14 protein-coding genes and 1 riboswitch are annotated in these 16,220 nt (G+C 71.3%); of the genes, 7 read left to right on the top strand and 7 right to left on the bottom strand.

Annotated features, from left to right (window positions below; genetic code table 11):
• Positions 1–442 precede the first annotated feature (442 nt).
• Positions 443–614: riboswitch (cyclic di-AMP (ydaO/yuaA leader) on the top strand.
• Positions 615–621: 7 nt separating this feature from the next.
• The gene (locus tag C6Y14_RS07620; protein ID WP_107015716.1) at positions 622–1,770 is read left to right on the top strand and encodes a C40 family peptidase; all 1,149 of its coding nucleotides are present in this window, start codon (positions 622–624) and stop codon (positions 1,768–1,770) included.
• A 134-nt stretch (positions 1,771–1,904) separates the two neighbouring features.
• On the opposite strand, the gene C6Y14_RS07615 is transcribed toward C6Y14_RS07620, so the two are convergent.
• Entirely contained in the window at positions 1,905–2,258 is a 354-nt protein-coding gene (locus C6Y14_RS07615) for a hypothetical protein (RefSeq protein WP_107015715.1), read from the bottom strand.
• A 452-nt stretch (positions 2,259–2,710) separates the two neighbouring features.
• On the opposite strand from C6Y14_RS07615, the gene C6Y14_RS07610 reads away from it, so the two are divergent.
• Positions 2,711–3,775, top strand: coding sequence for a C40 family peptidase (locus C6Y14_RS07610; RefSeq protein ID WP_107015714.1), 1,065 nt, complete (start codon positions 2,711–2,713; stop codon positions 3,773–3,775).
• 42 nt (positions 3,776–3,817) lie between these two features.
• Here the strand turns inward: C6Y14_RS07610 and C6Y14_RS07605 are convergent, their stop codons facing one another.
• Positions 3,818–4,597, bottom strand: a complete 780-nt coding sequence (locus C6Y14_RS07605; RefSeq protein WP_107015713.1) for a LuxR C-terminal-related transcriptional regulator — start codon at positions 4,595–4,597, stop codon at positions 3,818–3,820.
• A complete protein-coding gene (locus C6Y14_RS07600) occupies positions 4,594–5,877 on the bottom strand; it encodes an ATP-binding protein (RefSeq protein WP_199854659.1) in 1,284 nt (427 codons plus the stop codon). Before C6Y14_RS07600 ends, C6Y14_RS07605 begins: the two co-directional genes overlap by 4 nt.
• A 696-nt stretch (positions 5,878–6,573) precedes the next feature.
• Here C6Y14_RS07600 and C6Y14_RS07595 point away from each other — a divergent pair.
• Both C6Y14_RS07595 and C6Y14_RS07590 read left to right on the top strand, forming a co-directional pair.
• On the top strand, positions 6,574–8,091 hold the full coding sequence (locus C6Y14_RS07595) for a PspC domain-containing protein (protein ID WP_107015711.1): 1,518 nt from the start codon (positions 6,574–6,576) through the stop codon (positions 8,089–8,091).
• Positions 8,078–8,317 carry a hypothetical protein gene (locus C6Y14_RS07590; RefSeq protein ID WP_107015710.1) on the top strand — a complete coding sequence of 80 codons (240 nt, stop codon included), beginning with the start codon at positions 8,078–8,080 and terminating at the stop codon, positions 8,315–8,317. Before C6Y14_RS07595 ends, C6Y14_RS07590 begins: the two co-directional genes overlap by 14 nt.
• 323 nt (positions 8,318–8,640) lie before the next feature.
• Here C6Y14_RS07590 and C6Y14_RS07585 read toward each other — a convergent pair whose 3' ends face one another.
• Complete coding sequence (locus C6Y14_RS07585; protein ID WP_107015709.1) at positions 8,641–9,177, bottom strand: DoxX family protein; 537 nt, start codon at positions 9,175–9,177, stop codon at positions 8,641–8,643.
• Positions 9,178–9,421: 244 nt separating this feature from the next.
• A complete protein-coding gene (locus C6Y14_RS07580; RefSeq protein WP_107015708.1) occupies positions 9,422–10,723 on the bottom strand; it encodes a hypothetical protein in 1,302 nt (433 codons plus the stop codon).
• Between the two features lie 229 nt (positions 10,724–10,952).
• Here C6Y14_RS07580 and C6Y14_RS07575 point away from each other — a divergent pair, with 229 nt between their 5' ends.
• A complete protein-coding gene (locus tag C6Y14_RS07575) occupies positions 10,953–11,948 on the top strand; it encodes a DUF4429 domain-containing protein (protein WP_107015707.1) in 996 nt (331 codons plus the stop codon).
• A gap of 122 nt (positions 11,949–12,070) precedes the next feature.
• On the opposite strand, the gene C6Y14_RS07570 is transcribed toward C6Y14_RS07575, so the two are convergent.
• Positions 12,071–12,865 carry a class II aldolase/adducin family protein gene (locus C6Y14_RS07570; RefSeq protein WP_107015706.1) on the bottom strand — a complete coding sequence of 265 codons (795 nt, stop codon included), beginning with the start codon at positions 12,863–12,865 and terminating at the stop codon, positions 12,071–12,073.
• A 370-nt stretch (positions 12,866–13,235) separates the two neighbouring features.
• On the opposite strand from C6Y14_RS07570, the gene C6Y14_RS07560 reads away from it, so the two are divergent.
• Positions 13,236–13,799, top strand: a complete 564-nt coding sequence (locus C6Y14_RS07560; RefSeq protein WP_107015704.1) for a hypothetical protein — start codon at positions 13,236–13,238, stop codon at positions 13,797–13,799.
• Positions 13,800–13,889: 90 nt separating this feature from the next.
• Positions 13,890–14,372, top strand: coding sequence for a pyridoxamine 5'-phosphate oxidase family protein (locus tag C6Y14_RS07555; protein WP_107015703.1), 483 nt, complete (start codon positions 13,890–13,892; stop codon positions 14,370–14,372).
• 21 nt (positions 14,373–14,393) lie between these two features.
• On the opposite strand, the gene guaA is transcribed toward C6Y14_RS07555, so the two are convergent.
• Entirely contained in the window at positions 14,394–15,980 is a 1,587-nt protein-coding gene (guaA, locus tag C6Y14_RS07550; RefSeq protein WP_107015702.1) for a glutamine-hydrolyzing GMP synthase, read from the bottom strand.
• Positions 15,981–16,220 lie beyond the last annotated feature (240 nt).

Here is a 16,220-nt window from a genome sequence, read left to right as displayed (position 1 = left end):
CCCGGGCGGGCGGCGCTGGGCAGAGCCTTACCTGAGATGAGCACGCCACTACAGGGCGTGGCCGGTACGGCGGCGCTGCGGTGTGCGGCGGTACCGCTGCAGGTCGCTGATTTCGCCCCGCATCTGAACCGCGTACGGCCGGCCTCCGTATAACCGTGCGGAGACGGGGCGCACCAGACACTGCCTACTGGAGGTCACTCCCGAGTCGACCGGAACCGGCCCGTCGGCGCGGGCGCCGCTCCGTGGTCCGGTCACCCCGCTCCCACACGCCGCCGGGACAACTCGGAGCAGATCACGACCAATTGACGTCGGCGGACGACACCCGTGGTCCAGGTCACGAAAATGTATCGGGCATATCGCACATCAAACTTCACAGGTGCCACACGTATTGGCTAACTTTCGCGTAGGCCGCTCGACCCGCACCGGCGAACAACGCCGGGCCGAGCGGGCTCCGCCGAATCCGGCATGCCCTCGTGGCCTCCGGAACCGGGGACCCAACCGATCCTGGGGTGAATCGGTCCGCCTCCCTCACGGGAGAAGGACCGTAGGGCAAACCTTCCGAAGCATTCGCCCGAATCCGACAGCTAACTCGGTAGGCGGATGACGGAAGGAGACGCCCTCGTGGCGCCACACCGCAAGTCGCGGCCCCCCAGTTCCCTGGGCATCCGGACACCGGCCCTCGCCACCGCGGCCCTGACCTCGGTGGCCCTGCTCTCCCAGACGGCGGACGCCTCGCCGGCCGCGGAGCCCAGGCCGAGCACGGAGGAAGTCCAGAAGAAGATCGACGACCTCTACCAGCAGGCGGGCACGGCCACCGAGAAGTACAACGCGGCCAAGGAGAAGACCACCAAGCAGCGCAAGCGCGTCGCCACGCTGCTCGACGACGTGGCGCAGCGTACGGAGAAGCTCAACTCCGCGCGTGAGGCGCTCGGGACGTTCGCCGCCGCGCAGTACCGCACGGGGGCCTCCGCCCCCGACACGGCCTCCCTCCTCCTCGCGGACAACCCGCAGGACTACTTCGACCAGACCCAGCTGATGAACCGGCTGACCGCCCGCCAGAAGCAGGCCGTCGACGAGTACGTCACCGAGCGGGCCACCACGTCGAAGAAGCGGCAGGATGCCTCCGAGGGCCTGGAGACGCTCACCACGACGCAGAGCACGCTGAAGACGTCCAAGGCGGACGTCCAGCGGAAGCTCGCCGAAGCGCGTGAGCTCCTCTCGAAGCTGACCGCCGAGGAGAAGGCCCGCCTGGCCGCGATCGAGCGGAAGAAGCAGGAAGAGGCCCAGCGCAAGGCGGACGAGCTGGCGCGGCAGCAGGCGGCCGACGCGGAGCGCCGGCGCCAGGAGGCGGCGACGCAGGACACGGGAACCGCCACGGGTTCAGGGTCGGGGAACGCGTCGGGCTCGGACTCCGCCTCCTCCACCAAGGCGGCCAAGGCGCTCGCCTTCGCCCGCGCCCAGATCGGCAAACCGTACGTCTGGGGCGCGAGCGGCCCCGGTTCGTACGACTGCTCCGGTCTGACCCAGGCCGCCTGGAAGGCCGCCGGCGTGACGCTCCCGCGTACCACGTGGGACCAGGTGGACACCGGCACGACGGTCTCCGTGGACAACGCCCAGCCCGGCGACCTGGTCTTCTTCTACGACGACATCAGCCACGTCGGCATCTACATCGGCGACGGCATGATGATCCACGCCCCGAAGCCGGGTGCGTACGTCCGCGAGGAGTCGATCTACTACATGCCGATCCACAGCGTGGTGCGGCCCGGCTAGAGGCTCACACGGACACCGCAAGGGGTACGGCACCTGTGTGCCGTACCCCTTCTGTGTTCCGGTTCCGTGTTTCCCGTTCCGTGTTTCCGGGCGGTCGCCCAGGCCACTCAGTCCGCTCAGGCCGCTCAGGCCGCTCAGGTCCAGAGCACCGCGATGAAGACGTTCACCGTGGTCAGCCCGCCCACCAGGGCGAACAGGCTCTTCTCCACCTTCTCGTCGTCGCGTTTGACGTAGACGAGGCCGAGGATCACGACCAGCAGGGCCAGCTTCACACCGATCTTGATGTTGTTGACGGTCTGGTCGTCGGCCTGGTTGAGGCCGACGAGGACCGCGCCGGTGACCAGCATGGTCAGCGCGCCGTGGAGCATCGCGGGGGTGAAACGGGCCGTGCCGTCGCCCATGGCCTTCATCTGCGTGAGGAAACCGCCCAGCAGGGAGGCGATGCCGATGATGTGCAGGGCGACGAAGACATGAATGAGTACGTCCATGAGCCCGGACCCTAACCGGACGCCCGCACACCGCCCCGCACCGGCCCGCACCGGCCCGCACACCGGGCTTCCTGCGGGCCCCGGGCCGCGCTCATAGCACCGTCGCGCGTGCCGCTCCCCCACAACGCGTCCATCGGTCACCGCACCACGCCAAGTCGCCCGCACCGGGCCCGGATCACGGTCGCACCCGGTCACCTCGTGGCCGAGTGCCACCACTTCCGTACATGCCGTTACCAGCGGCGCGCCGTGAGGTTTAGCGTCCTTCCCCAGGTGACCGGCTCCCCACCACAACCGCCCGGGCCAGGGCGGCAGTCGGCACCACCGCCAAGAGGTCCGGCGGCGGTCCGCTCCCCCTGTGCGGGCTGCCGCCGGACGTGCAACCAGCCCCTGAGGGCCACCGCCGAGGACGTATCAGTACCCCGGCGGCTGTACGGAAGGAACGTGGATCGCACGTGGCAGCGCACCGCAAGCCCAGACAGCGCTCACTCGGCGGCGGTACGGCCCGCACCGCCTTCACCATCGCCCTCGCGGGCGCGGCGAGCGCGACCGGGTTCGACGGGACGGGGGTCGCCGCACCCGAGCTGACGCCGGCCCAGGTGAAGGCGAAGGTCGACAAGCTGTACCAGGAGGCTGAGGTCGCCACCGAGAAGTACAACGGCGCGAAGGAGAAGTCCACGAAGGCGGCCGACCGGCTCGGCACGCTGCAGGACGAGGCGGCGCGCAAGACGGACCGGCTCAACTCCGAGCGGGGCGCGCTCGGTTCGCTGGCGGCCGCCCAGTACCGGGACGGCGGTATCGATCCCGCGCTGGGGCTGATGCTCTCCTCGGACCCCGACCGGTATCTGGACGGGGCCGCGTTCGCCGAGCGGGCCGGCAGCAGGCAGGCCTCGGCGGTCTCCCGTGTACGCGCACAGCTGCGCGACATCGAGCAGTTGCGCGGCGCCGCGCACATCGAACTCACCACCCTCACCGCACGACAGGCGGACCTGAAACGCCACAAGAAGACAGTCACCGGCAAGCTCGGCGAGGCACGCCAACTGCTGTCACGGCTGCCGGACGCGGACCGGGCCCGCATCGGCGCGGACGACCCGGACACCGCACGCGCCTCACGTTCAGGACAGGCCCCCCGCGGCCTCGGCCAAGGCTCCCCCTCCACGACCGCGCCCAACTCCCGGGCGGCGGCTGCGGTCTCGTACGCCTACGGGAAGCTCGGCAGCCCTTACGTGTGGGGGGCCACCGGTCCCGACGCCTTCGACTGCTCGGGGCTGATGCAGGCCGCGTACCGCTCCGCCGGCATCTCGCTGCCCCGGACGACGTACGCACAGATCAACGCGGGCCAACGCGTCTCCCGCTCCCAACTCCAGCCCGGTGACCTGGTGTTCTTCTACTCGGGCATCAGCCATGTGGGGATGTACGTGGGCAACGGGCAGATGGTCCACGCGCCCAACCCATCGGCCCCGGTACGGGTCGCGCCCATCGACGAGATGCCGTTCGCGGGGGCTACGCGGGTGGCGTGAGGGAGAGACCTCTCACCGCCCGGGCTCGGCCGGCGGCCGGCGCTACACCAGTCGTCGTGCCGTCGCCCACCGGGTCAGCTCGTGCCGGTTGGAGAGCTGGAGCTTTCGCAGGACCGCCGAGACATGGGACTCGACCGTCTTGACGGAGATGAAGAGCTGCTTGGCGATCTCCTTGTAGGCGTAACCGCGGGCGATGAGGCGCAGGACCTCGCGCTCGCGCTGGGTGAGACGGTCGAGGTCCTCGTCGACCGGCGGGGCGTCGGTCGAGGCGAAGGCGTCGAGGACGAAGCCGGCGAGGCGGGGCGAGAAGACGGCGTCGCCGTCCTGGACGCGGAAGACGGAGTCGACGAGGTCCGTGCCGGTGATCGTCTTCGTCACATAGCCGCGGGCGCCGCCGCGGATCACCCCGATGACGTCCTCGGCCGCGTCCGACACGGACAGCGCGAGGAATCGCACCGGCTGCTCGGGGTCGGCCATCAACGGCGAGCAGCGGCGCAGGACTTCGACGCCACCGCCGCCGGGGAGGTGGACGTCGAGGAGGACGACCTCGGGCCGGGTCGCCGTGATGACCGTGACCGCCTGGTCGACGTCCGCGGCCTCGCCGACCACCTCGACGCCGGTCCGCTCGGTCTGCCCGATCTCCGCCTGGACTCCTGTACGGAACATGCGGTGGTCGTCGACGAGCACCACGCGCACCCGCCGCCCGGGCGCCGAAGCCGCCGGGTCCTCCGCCGAGCCCGCGCCGGCCGCATCCGCACCGGCCGCGCCGGCGCCCGGCCCGACTGCTCCGGCCGCTCCGGTCGGTTCGTTCGCGTCGCTCATGTCTCCGCCCTCTCCATCTCCAGCTCGACCTCCGTGCCGCCGTCCGGCACCGCGCGCAGCCTGGCCGTACCGCCGTTGCGCTCCATGCGGCCGATGATCGATTCTCTGACGCCCATGCGGTCGGCGGGTATCGAGTCCAGGTCGAATCCGGGACCGCGGTCCCGGACCGACACGAAGACGGTCCTTCCCTCGACCTCGGCGAAGACCTGCACCGCGCCGCCGTCGCCACCGTACTTGGCCGCGTTCACCATGGCCTCCCTCGCGGCCTGCATCTGGGCGCCGATCCTGTCGTCCAGCAGGCAGTCGCCGACGACCACGACCTCTATGGGAACCCCGTGCTTGTCCTCGACCTCCGCCGCGCTGCGCTTGACGGCCTCAGCTAGGGTGTCGGGTTCGTCCGCCTCGTCCTTGCCGGTGCCCTCCGGTTTGTAGAGCCAGTTGCGCAGGTCGCGCTCCTGGGCGCGGGCCAGGCGCCGGACCTCGCTCGCGTTCTCCGCGTTGCGCTGTATCAGGGTGAGGGTGTGCAGCACCGAGTCGTGGACGTGCGCGGCGACTTCGGCCCGCTCCTGGGCGCGGATGCGCATCAGGCGCTCCTCGGAGAGGTCCTGGGTCATACGCACGAGATACGGACCGGCCAGCAGCGCTATCCCGACGAGGACGGCGAGCGCGGCCTGCAGGACCGAACCGAGATGGGCGGCGGAGCCCTGCAGGACGAATATCCCGGAGACCCCCGCGGCGACCAGCAGAACACCCGCCGCGGAGCGGAGCAGGCTGATCGTGCGCTTGCGGCGGCCCACCTCCATCCAGCGGGCCCGCCTGGCGTTGTCCGCCTGGCGCCAGACCAGGGCCACGCCCGCGCCGACGAGGACGGTGGGCCAGAGATAGGCCTTGGCACCGCCGCTCAGGTCCACGTTCCCCACGAAGATCAGGGCCACCACGACCATCGCTAGCAGCGCGACGATCTGGCCCTTGTCGGGCTTGCGGGCCACGAGCCTGCGGCGGCCGTCGGGGGAGGTCTCGGTGGCGAGGGCGGGGGGCCTCTCGGCGTCCACGCCTCCGACGCCCAGGGGGACGAAGAACCAGAACGCCGCGTACAACAAGGCTCCCAGGCCGTCCGCCATGAACAGGCCCGCGAAGATCAGCCGGACCCAGATCACGGGCAGGCCGAGATGCCCAGCGAGCCCCCGCGCCACGCCCCCGAGCCAGCGTCCGTCGCTGCTGCGGTAGAGCTTGCGCGGAGGCCGTGGGTCCTCGATGGTCAGGGCTGCGGCGTCCGGCATGCCATCGATGTTCACACGCCGGGCGCCACCGGGCATCAGGGTCGACCCCCGAGACTCCCCTGATCTTCGAATCCGGCCCCGGCGGGTGTGCGAGGGGCCGCGGTGGCCGGGGCTGAGCGGCTCCGCCAGCGACACCACCTGATCTCAGGCGCCGGGACCGCGCTGCGCGGAACCCCGTGTCTGAACGGGCCGGGAACCGACGCCGCACGACTGCCAGGGCACGCGGCACCGGTCGGCTCGCGCGCCGGGACCTCGATACTCGGACCCCCTTCCCGAGCGACCCGGGAGCCGGCATCGCACGACCGCCCGGTCCCGTGACGCCGCTCGGCTCGGGCGCCGGGGCCACGAAACTCGGACCCCCCTGTCTGAACAGCCCGGGAGCCGACGCCGCACGACCGCCCGGTCACAAGGCGCCGCTCGGCGACCGCGCCGGGGTAGCCGCAGCTCGCGCGCCGGGGCCCCGTTTGCCAGGACGTCAGAACCGCGTCGCGCACGCACCGCCGCCCCACCGCGCCGGCCCCGGCACCCAGCCCCAGCACCCGCTCTCGCACCCGCCCCCCACCCTCACTCCCGCGCTCCGTCAGCCGGCGCCGGGTGGTGGCGCACGGGCCTGGGGGTCGTCTCGGGGCTGAATTCAGGGTTCGGCCAGGGTCGTTCCGACTGCCGTCGGGCCGTCGTGGCCGTCACCATGGACGTATGAGCGATCAGCAGCACGCCGCGGCGCATTCGGGGCCCGGGCCGGGACCCGGCTCCGGCCCGGACGCGAGTGCGGCCCCGGGGCCTGGCCGCGGGCCGCAGGACTCGGTGCCGGCGGCGGACGCCCGGGCGGACGCACCGGCGCCCACCGCGCCCACCGCCGGTGAGGAGCCGCGTGCGCCCGGGGAGAGGCCCACGCCCGAGGACCCAGCGGTACCCGATGTTCCGCGCAGGTTCCGGCGCGACCGGCGGCACCGGATGCTGGGCGGTGTGTGCGCGGGGCTCGGGCGGCAGTGCGACATGGACCCGGTGATCTTCCGGATCGTGCTCGCGGTGCTCTCCGCGACCGGCGGCCTCGGCCTCATCTTCTACGGCTTCGCCTGGCTCTTCGTCCCTTACGACGACGAGGAGGAGAACGAGGTGCGCAAGCTCCTCACCGGCCGCGTCGACGGCCAGGCGCTGGCGGGCGTGCTGTTCGCCCTGGTCGGCTGCGGCGTGTTCCTCTCCATGCTGAACAACGCGAGCGTGCTCACCTTCGCGGCGACGCTCTCGCTGCTGCTCGCGGGCGCCGGCTACTGGTCGCGGCAGCGCGGTACCGATATCCCCGACCCGTCCCCCAGCTCCCGGGTGCGCTCGGGCAGGGGCGGCCCCATAGCCGCGCAGGCCGTGGCCGACGCACCGCCCGAGGCGCAGGCACCGCCCGTGCCCGCCGCCTTCCCCTCCTGGTGGCGGGAGCCCATCGTCAAGGACGGTACGTACGAGGGCGGCACGGGCTACCTGTGGGGCCCCAAGGGCACCTGGGACCGGGACATCGCGGCGGCGGTCACCATCGCGCACGGCGGCGGCTCCGGCCGGGACATACGGACGCGGGACGTCAAGCCGCGCGGCCCCAGTGGGATCGGCGGCCGGGTGTTCCTGCTCGCCCTCGTCGCGGGCGCGCTCGGTACGCGTCTGACCTGGGACGACCACACGCTCGGCACCAGCCTGCAAACGGGCCTGGCCTGTGCGCTCGCCGTGTTCGGCCTGGGCATCGCGGTCAGCTCGTTCCGCGGGCGCACGGGAGCGGGCTCGGTCTTCCTCGCGATCGTCACGGCGGGGCTGCTGGCCTGCTCGGCGGCGCTGCCGGCGGACATCACGACCCACTGGGAGCGAGTGGACTGGACACCGGCCACGGCGGCCGCCGTAGAGGAGCAGTACGACCTCGGTTCGGGCATCGGCACGCTCGATCTCAGCCGGATAGCCGTCGGCAAGGGCCGGACCGTGACGACGAACGCCGAGGTGGGCATGGGCCAGCTCAAGGTCGTCGTGCCGAAGGATGTGACGGTGCGACTGAACATCGAAGTGGGCGTCGGGGACATCCAGTTGCCGGGTGACGACAAGCAGGACGTGGACGTGGCTCCCGGCAAGCACAAGGAACTGACCCTCGCGCCCGCGGACGGGAGCAAGGACGGAGGAACGCTCGATCTCACTCTCGAAGTCGGTCTCGGTCAGGCGGAGGTGACCCGTGCGACGTCATGAGTTCAAGCCGGGCAGGCTCATAGCGGGCCTCTTCCTGACCCTGACGGGTGTCATCTACGCCGGTGACGCGGGCGGGCTCTGGGAGACCCCGTGGTTCGCGGTGATACCGCTCGTCACGGGAGGCCTGTGTCTGGCGGCTGTCACGGGCAGCGTGGCCCACGGGATACGGCGACGCCGGCGTCGGCGTACGGCGCCTGCACGGGACGGCGCGGGGGCGCCGGGCTGAGCGCACCGCCGGGCCGCCCGGCCGCCAAGCCGCCGACTAGGTCCAGTCCCGACCTCGGGCTCGGGCTCGGGCTTAGCGCGGCCAGGGCCAGGGCTCGGGCTCGACCGCCCCTCGCCTCGGACCGCCCCGGCCTCAAACCGCCTCCCACCTCGGGCCGGCCTCGCCTCGGCCCGATGCAGGACCGGCCCGGCAAGGCTGGCCCTGCAAGGCCGGCCCGGGACCAGCCCGTACCGAACCCGCCCGGAGTCCGGAGAGGTATGCAGGCCCGCAGGCCCGTCGGTGTGAAGCCCGTCTGCCCGTCGGTGTGAAGCCCGTCGGCCCGTCTAGTAAGCGGTGCCCGCCCTGCGGCGTCGGCGGGAGCGGAGTGACGCGTCCACGGAGAACACGCCCGCTCCGGCCAGGACCAGGGGCAGCCAGGCCATCAGGTAAGGGAGGTCGTTGCCGTAGTAGTACGGGTCCGCGGCCCAGCTCATCGTCAGCCAGAGGCTGAGCGAGATCAGTGCCCCGCCGACTGCGGCGAGGCGGGCCAGCAGGCCGATCAGGGTGCCGATGCCCACGGCGAGCTCGCCGAGGGCGATGGCGTAGCCGAAGCCGACAGGGTTCTTGAGGGAGAGGTCGAGGAGAGCGGGGATCGCCGACGAGTCACGGACCGCACGCATCATGTCGCCGATGGAGCCGGCGCCGGAGTCGGACATGAACGCGCTGTCGGTGAGTTTGTCGAGCCCCGCGTAGATGAAGGTGACACCGAGGAAGACGCGCAGGGGCAGCAGCGCGTACCGCGTCGCGGTGTCCCGCCAGTCGCCACCGCCGCCGTCGTCCGAGTATCCGGAGTGCGTGTCCATGCGCATGCCGTGAGCCATAGCCCTCCGCCACCTCTCAACCGCCGAACGGTTCACCCCTCAACAAGACAATACGTACGGGGACGAGTCCTCGCTCAGGGGCGGACGCATAAATTTTCACCACGTCCGCCCGATCGTCCCCTTTAATCCTGATCTCTTTGATCCTGATCTCTTCGGTCCCGATCCCCCATGATCCCGTGATCCCCTGATTCCCCATGATCCCGATCGCCGGAAGGGTGGGAGTTCCGCAGTGGTCCGAGCGTTCTCAGTCCGTGACGTCGATCTCCACACGGTTGGTCTCCACGCCCGCCGCGGTGACGACCTGTACCTCCACCCGGCCCGGTTCCACGTCCGCGGGTACGGGCACGGTGAGGACGGCGTCGGAGGGGTTGCTGAAACCGCCCGGCACCGGGACCAGCGGGACGTGTACGTGTACCGCGCCGATGCGTACCACCATCCGCGACAGCCGGTCGGCGCTCTGTGCGCCGGGCGGCACGAACCCGGCGCCCCGGATCTCGATGTCGTCGCCGGTCCTGATCGGCGCGTCCAGGTCCCCGGCCTCGCGGGAGCGCACGACCGAGAGGATCACCGGCCGGCCGCCCTCGGCGTACTTCGCGGCGACGTACGTGGCGGCCGAGATCAGCACCATGACCGCGAGTCCCCACGGCAGGTCCGGCAGCTGCTCGGGACGCCGGGCCAGCCGTACGGCCGCGAACACCAGCGCGACGGCACCCAGTACCGCGTACTGGGTGTCCGCGAAGCTGCCGCGTCCGGAGTCGTCGGTCAGCAGGTCGGCGGCCCGCGGCCGGTCGGCCCGTACCTTCTGCAGCCGCTGTCCGAGAACCCGCAGCCCGACGACCCGCCGCACCAGGACGGCGATCGCGCACACAACGGCGAGGACGGTCACGATGCCCGCGCCCCGGGCGAGTTCGAGCCCCTCGATCAGGGAGTCGCGTTCGGTGTGCGAGGACGCCCCGGCGAGCCGCCCGGCCAGTACCAGCACCGCGTAGACGACGAACAGCACCCAGCCGGCGGCCACCACGCGGGAGGTGGAGAGCCGGTTGTCCTCACCGATGACCGGCGCCAGCACTCCGCCGCGCGCCCGGTGGAACCACGAGGCCGCGGTCAGCAGCACGGCCACGACGACCGCCGCGAGCAGTCCGGCGGTGCGCGCGGACGTCCAGCCCGCCCCGATCGCGGTGAGCGCCTGCACCAGCAGCAGGACGGCCACAAGGCCCCACACCGCGGCGACCGTTCGCCGCCAGACGAGGCCGAGCCAGACCTCGCCCTCGGCCCGGCCGCGCTCGGCGACGAGGTCCGCGGACTGGGTCAGCGCGTCCGACACCCACTGACGCGAGGCTCCGGCCGAGTGCGCGACCGCGGCCGGCAGTCCGTGCCCCGACGCCAGTTCGTCCCGCTTGGAGAGGAACGCGGCGACGGCCCGCCGATGCCCCTCCCGCGCCCCGTGCGGGCAGTCCCCGCAGGCACAGCCGCCCTCGTGCCCGCTCCGACCGGGACCCCGGCCGGGGTCACGCCCCGTGCTCTGTCCCGTCTCCTGCACCGCCACGCCCGTTGCCGCCTTCCGCACCGCTCTGTCGAGAATTCTTCGGCCGTGCGCCCGACCACCGCGCACACCCACCCACCGCACATCCGCCCACCGCACACCTGCGCAGCCGCACAACTGCCTTGTGACGACAGCGCATTGTGCCGTACCGCACACCCCCCGCGTCCGCCAGGTCCGGTCAGCGCGGGTGAACCGGCCACCCCCGTGTTGACCCGGCTGCGAGAATTTCCGTATGGCCGAGATCATCCAGCGCGACGGGACCTGGGCCTTCGACGGCAGCACGGTCCGGATCACCCCGGGACTGCACCGTTCCGTGCCGCTGTTCCGGCAGACGTACGGAGAGATCGCCGTGCCCCTCGAAGCGGTCGCGGGTGTCGTCTACGAGCCCGAACGCAAGCGTGGCCGGCTGCGGCTGAGACTCCGCGAGGGCGCCGACCCGCTCCTCCAGGCGACCGGGGGCCGGCTGCCCGACGCGGCGGATCCGTACCGGCTGTCGGTGGACATCGACCGTTCGGGGGTCGCCGAGTACGTCGCCGAGGAGATCCGGCACGCCCTGCTCATCGAACAGATTCCCAAGGAACCGGCCGCGGCGTATCTGCTGCCCGGCCCGCCGGTGCCCGTCTCGGTCCGCTCCAGCGACGGCACGGTCTCCTTCGACGGAGCCAGGGTCCGTATCGACTGGAGCGACACCTCGGACCGGGTGAAGCGCGCGACGGGCCCGCGCATCATCGGCCTGCCGGATCTGGTGCAGGTGGAGTGGCTGCCCAACTCCGGTTACGAGGACGGCTTCCTGCGGTTCGTGACGACCGACTCGGTGTTCTCCAAGCTGCCGCCGGAGAAGGATCCGTTCGCGCTCGACCTGTGGGGCAGCGCCCGCCGCGATCTGCTCACGGCCCTCGTCGCCACCGCGGTCATGGCCCGCCTCCCGCACCCGTCCGCCCGAACCGCGACCGGCGGGCAGGGCCGGGGCGCGCTCGTGCGGGGCGAGTTGGTACGGGGCGATCCGTCCCGCCTCCTGGCCGCCGCGTCCGAGGATTCCGTACCGCCCCAGGCGTCCCGGACTCCCCGCGCGCGCCAAGGGACCCGAGAACTCCAGCCGTCCCCGGAGGACATTCACGACGTACTCCTGCGACGGCTGCGGGAGTTGGGTGAGTTGCATCGCGACGGCGTGCTCACCGACGAGGAGTTCGCGACGACGAAAGCGGCCGTGCTGCGCGACTTCCGGTGAGCCGCGCCCTCCCCGACGAGGCATGTCTCGTGGCGCGGCACGTCTTGTGGCGCGGCACGTCTCGTGGCGCGGCACGTCTCGTGGCGCGGCACATCCGGTGACACGTAAGGTTTTGCGACACGTCAGGACAGCAGGTCCGGCTCGCTGCGGCTGATGTCCTGCCACAGCGGCTGGTAGTTGATCCACGCCACGAGGTCCCCGCCGGCCTGTTCCCGCGTCGCGACCGCCTGCTTGTGGTCGATCAGCACCGGCCGGCCGGCCGCGCGGGCGGTGAGCTGCACCTGGCAGGAGCGTTCCATGGACAGGAACCACCAGGCCGCCGCGTCCACCGAGTCGCCGACCGTCAGCAGCCCGTGGTTGCGCAGCACGAGCGCCTTGAACGAGCCGAGCGCGGAGGCGATCCGCCGTCCCTCCTCGGCGTCCACGGCGACCCCCGAGTAGGCGTCGTACAGCGCGTGGTCCTCGTAGAACGCGCAGCTCTCCTGGGTGATCGGGTCGAGGAGATCGCCGAGCGCGGACAGCGCGCGCCCGTGCACCGAGTGGCAGTGGGCGACCGCGACGACGTCGGGCCGGGCCGCGTGCACCTGGGCGTGCACGGTGAACGCAGCCTGGTTCACGTGATAGCGGCCCTCCAGCACCTGCCCGTCCTCGTTGGCCATCACCAGGTCGCCGACGGTGACATGCTTGAAGGGCATTCCGAACGGGTTCACCCAGAAGCAGTCGCTGTACTCCGGGTCGCGCGCGGTGATGTGGCCGGAGACCCCGTCCTCGAAACCGAGCCGCCCGAAGAGCCGCAGCGCGCCCGCCAGGCGTTCCTTGCGGTGCCGGCGCTCGTCGTCGAGCGACTCGTGCATGGGCGGCATCGCGAACCGCAGTCTGTCGGTGGGAAGGGGCAGGGGCGGTGTGGGCCCGTGCATATGTCCTCCAGCCCTGAGGGGCGGACTCCGTACGTGTTTACGGGCGGGAAGTTACCGGCGGTCAGCGCAGGAGAACAGAGATGTCGAAGAAGAGAGTGCACAACCGTTGTACGAGATCGCTGGTCTGCCTGACCGGAGCCATCACACCCGTCGGGCACCCGCCCCGACGCCCCCTGGAGGGACCCCCCGTGCACAGCCTTCCCCACACGCTGTGCGGACCGCGCCCCGCGACCGCATCACCGTCCCGCCCATGACGAACATGAGGAACATCAGGACAGACAAGAGAACCAAGAGGACAAAGAGAACCAGGACGGCCAAGGCGGCCAGGACGGCCAAGAGGACCACGAGAGCCGACCGTCTGGTCACGGACATGCTCAGGCAGGTCGCGACGCGTGACGTGGTCGTGCTGGACGACCGGGCCGGCTCCCCACGCCGCCTCGCCGCGCTCACCTACATCGCCGTGCAGTACGGCTTCCGGTACGAGCGGACGAGCCGGGTCGGCCAGACGCTTCAGGTCCGGCTGGTGCGCGACTCCCGGCCCGAGGCCCGCGAGCGCAGTACGGCGGCACTGGGCAGGCTGGCAGCGGGCCGCGCGCCCGGTATGCGTCCGGGCACGCTGAGGCCCCTGCCGGACGTGGCACCGACGGTGAGTCTGCTGAAGACCCGCATCGAGTTCGACTCCCTGGACGACGACCTCGACTGGCGGCGCAAAGCCGTGTTCATGAGCGCCAGCGCGGCGTTCATGGCGCTGCTGCTGATACCCGCGGGCTGGACGGCCTCGCTCGCCGCGGGCGCCATGATGGCCGCGGTGTTCGCGCTCCTCCTGCGCCTGGAGGTGGTACGCAAGGACCGGCTCGCCCGCCGTCTGCGGTCGGCGGACCGCAACTCCCGCCGGACCAACCTGCGCAACCCACTGCCAAAAAGGCGCCACTAGACGTCGGGTATCGGCGTCACACTCGCCGTATGACGCACATGACGCACATGACCCGGACGACTCGGTGACTCGGATGGTTTGGTGACTCGGATGACTCGGACGACGTCGAACTGGGCGGCCTTCACCGCCGCGGAATCGGACCTCGCCAGGACCGTCGAGGAACGGTTCGCGGCGTTCACGCACCACGTCTTGGCGACCCTCCGCAAGGACGGGTCGCCCCGCACGTCCGGTCTGGAGGTCCGCTTCCTGAACGGGGAGCTGTGGCTCGGCATGATGCCGGACTCCATGAAGGCGCTGGACCTGCGCCGGGACCCGCGTTTCGCCCTGCAGGCGAACCCGGGGGCGGGCACGGAGATGGCCGGCGGCGACGTACGGATCGCGGGCCGGGCGGTCGAGGTCCAGGACCCGGCGGAGAAGGCGGGGTACAGCGAAGAGGTGAAACCGCCGGAGCCGTTCCACCTCTTCCGCACCGAACTGACGGAGGTCGTACGGACCTACGTCGAGGACGACACGTATCTCGTCGTCCAGATCTGGCAGCCCGGGGTGCCGGTGCGCACCCTCAGGCGGACCTGAGCCCCGGAGGAACCAGGACCGCTACTCCCACTCGATGGTGCCCGGCGGCTTCGACGTCACGTCGAGGACGACGCGGTTGACGTCCGCGACCTCGTTCGTGATGCGGGTCGAGATCTTCGCGAGGACGTCGTACGGCAGCCGCGACCAGTCGGCGGTCATGGCGTCCTCGGAGGAGACGGGCCGCAGCACGATCGGGTGGCCGTACGTGCGGCCGTCGCCCTGGACCCCGACGGAGCGGACGTCGGCGAGCAGTACGACCGGGCACTGCCAGATGTCGCGGTCGAGACCGGCGGCCGTCAGCTCCTCGCGGGCGATGGCGTCGGCCTCGCGGAGCAGGTCGAGCCGCTCCTTGTTGACCTCGCCGACGATCCGGATGCCCAGACCGGGGCCGGGGAACGGCTGGCGCTGGACGATCTCGTCCGGCAGGCCGAGCTCCTGGCCGACCATGCGGACCTCGTCCTTGAAGAGCTGACGCAGCGGTTCGATCAGCTGGAACTCAAGGTCTTCGGGGAGTCCGCCCACGTTGTGGTGGGACTTGATGTTGGCGGTGCCCGTACCGCCACCGGACTCGACCACATCCGGGTAGAGCGTGCCCTGGACGAGGAACGCCACCTCCGGTCCCTCGTCCGCGATGATCTCCGCCTGGGCCTGTTCGAAGACCCGGATGAACTCGCGGCCGATGATCTTCCGCTTCTCCTCGGGGTCCGAGACGCCCTTGAGGGCGGTGAGGAAGCGCTCCTCCGCGTCCACGACCTTCAGCTGTACGCCGGTGGCCGCCACGAAGTCCTTCTCGACCTGCTCGGTCTCGCCCTTGCGCATCAGACCGTGGTCGACGTACACGCAGGTCAGCTGGGTGCCGATGGCCTTCTGCACGAGGGCCGCGGCGACCGCGGAGTCCACGCCGCCGGAGAGGCCGCAGATGGCGCGCCTGTCGCCGACCTGCTCGCGGATCAGCGCGACCTGCTCCTCGATGACGTTGCCGGTGGTCCAGTCCGGGCTCAGGCCCGCACCCCGGTAGAGGAAGTGTTCGAGCACCTGCTGGCCGTGCGTGGAGTGCATGACCTCGGGGTGGTACTGGACCCCGTACAGCTTCTTCTCGTCGTTCTCGAAGGCCGCGACCGGGACGACGTCCGTGGAGCCGGTGACGGTGAAGCCCTCGGGGGCGGCGGAGCAGGCGTCGCCGTGCGACATCCACACCTGCTGCTCGTCCGGGGTGCCCTCGAAGAGCGTCGAGCCGGACTTGCTGACGTGCAGCTGTGTACGGCCGTACTCGCGGGCGCCCGTGTTGTCGACCGTGCCGCCGAGGGTGGTCGCCATCAGCTGGAAGCCGTAGCACATGCCGAAGACGGGGACGCCGGCCTCGAAGAGCGCGCGGTCCAGGCGGGGGGCGCCTTCCGCGTACACCGACGAGGGGCCGCCGGAGAGGATGATCGCCGCGGGGTTCTTGGCGAGCATCTCGTCGACCGGCATGGTGCTCGGGACGATCTCGCTGTAGACCCGGGCCTCACGGACTCGGCGGGCGATGAGCTGGGCGTACTGCGCGCCGAAGTCGACGACCAGGACGGTGTCGGGGGTTTCGGGGGTGGCGGCGGGGGACGCTTCTGGCACGGTTTGCCTTCCGGCGGTTTTGCGGGGCTGTGCGATTGATTCTAACGGGGGTCCGGGGGCGGGGGGTCACGGCGGGTTTTCGCCCCCGCCGCCCCTACCCATTCCCGTCCACGCATGGGGGCTGCGCCCCCTCGCCCCCTTTGCCCTCAAACGCCGGGCGGGCTGAGAGTTGCGGCTGCGCCGGCATCTCTCAGCCCGCCCGCGACGTATTCAGCCAGTCCGGCGTTTGAGGAGCGGGGG

Source organism: Streptomyces dioscori (genome assembly GCF_003024195.1).
In the GTDB taxonomy this organism is placed as follows: Bacteria; Actinomycetota; Actinomycetes; order Streptomycetales; family Streptomycetaceae; genus Streptomyces; species Streptomyces dioscori.
Note: the sequence above shows the minus strand (reverse complement) of the source record. Positions and strands in the feature narration are given on the sequence as shown.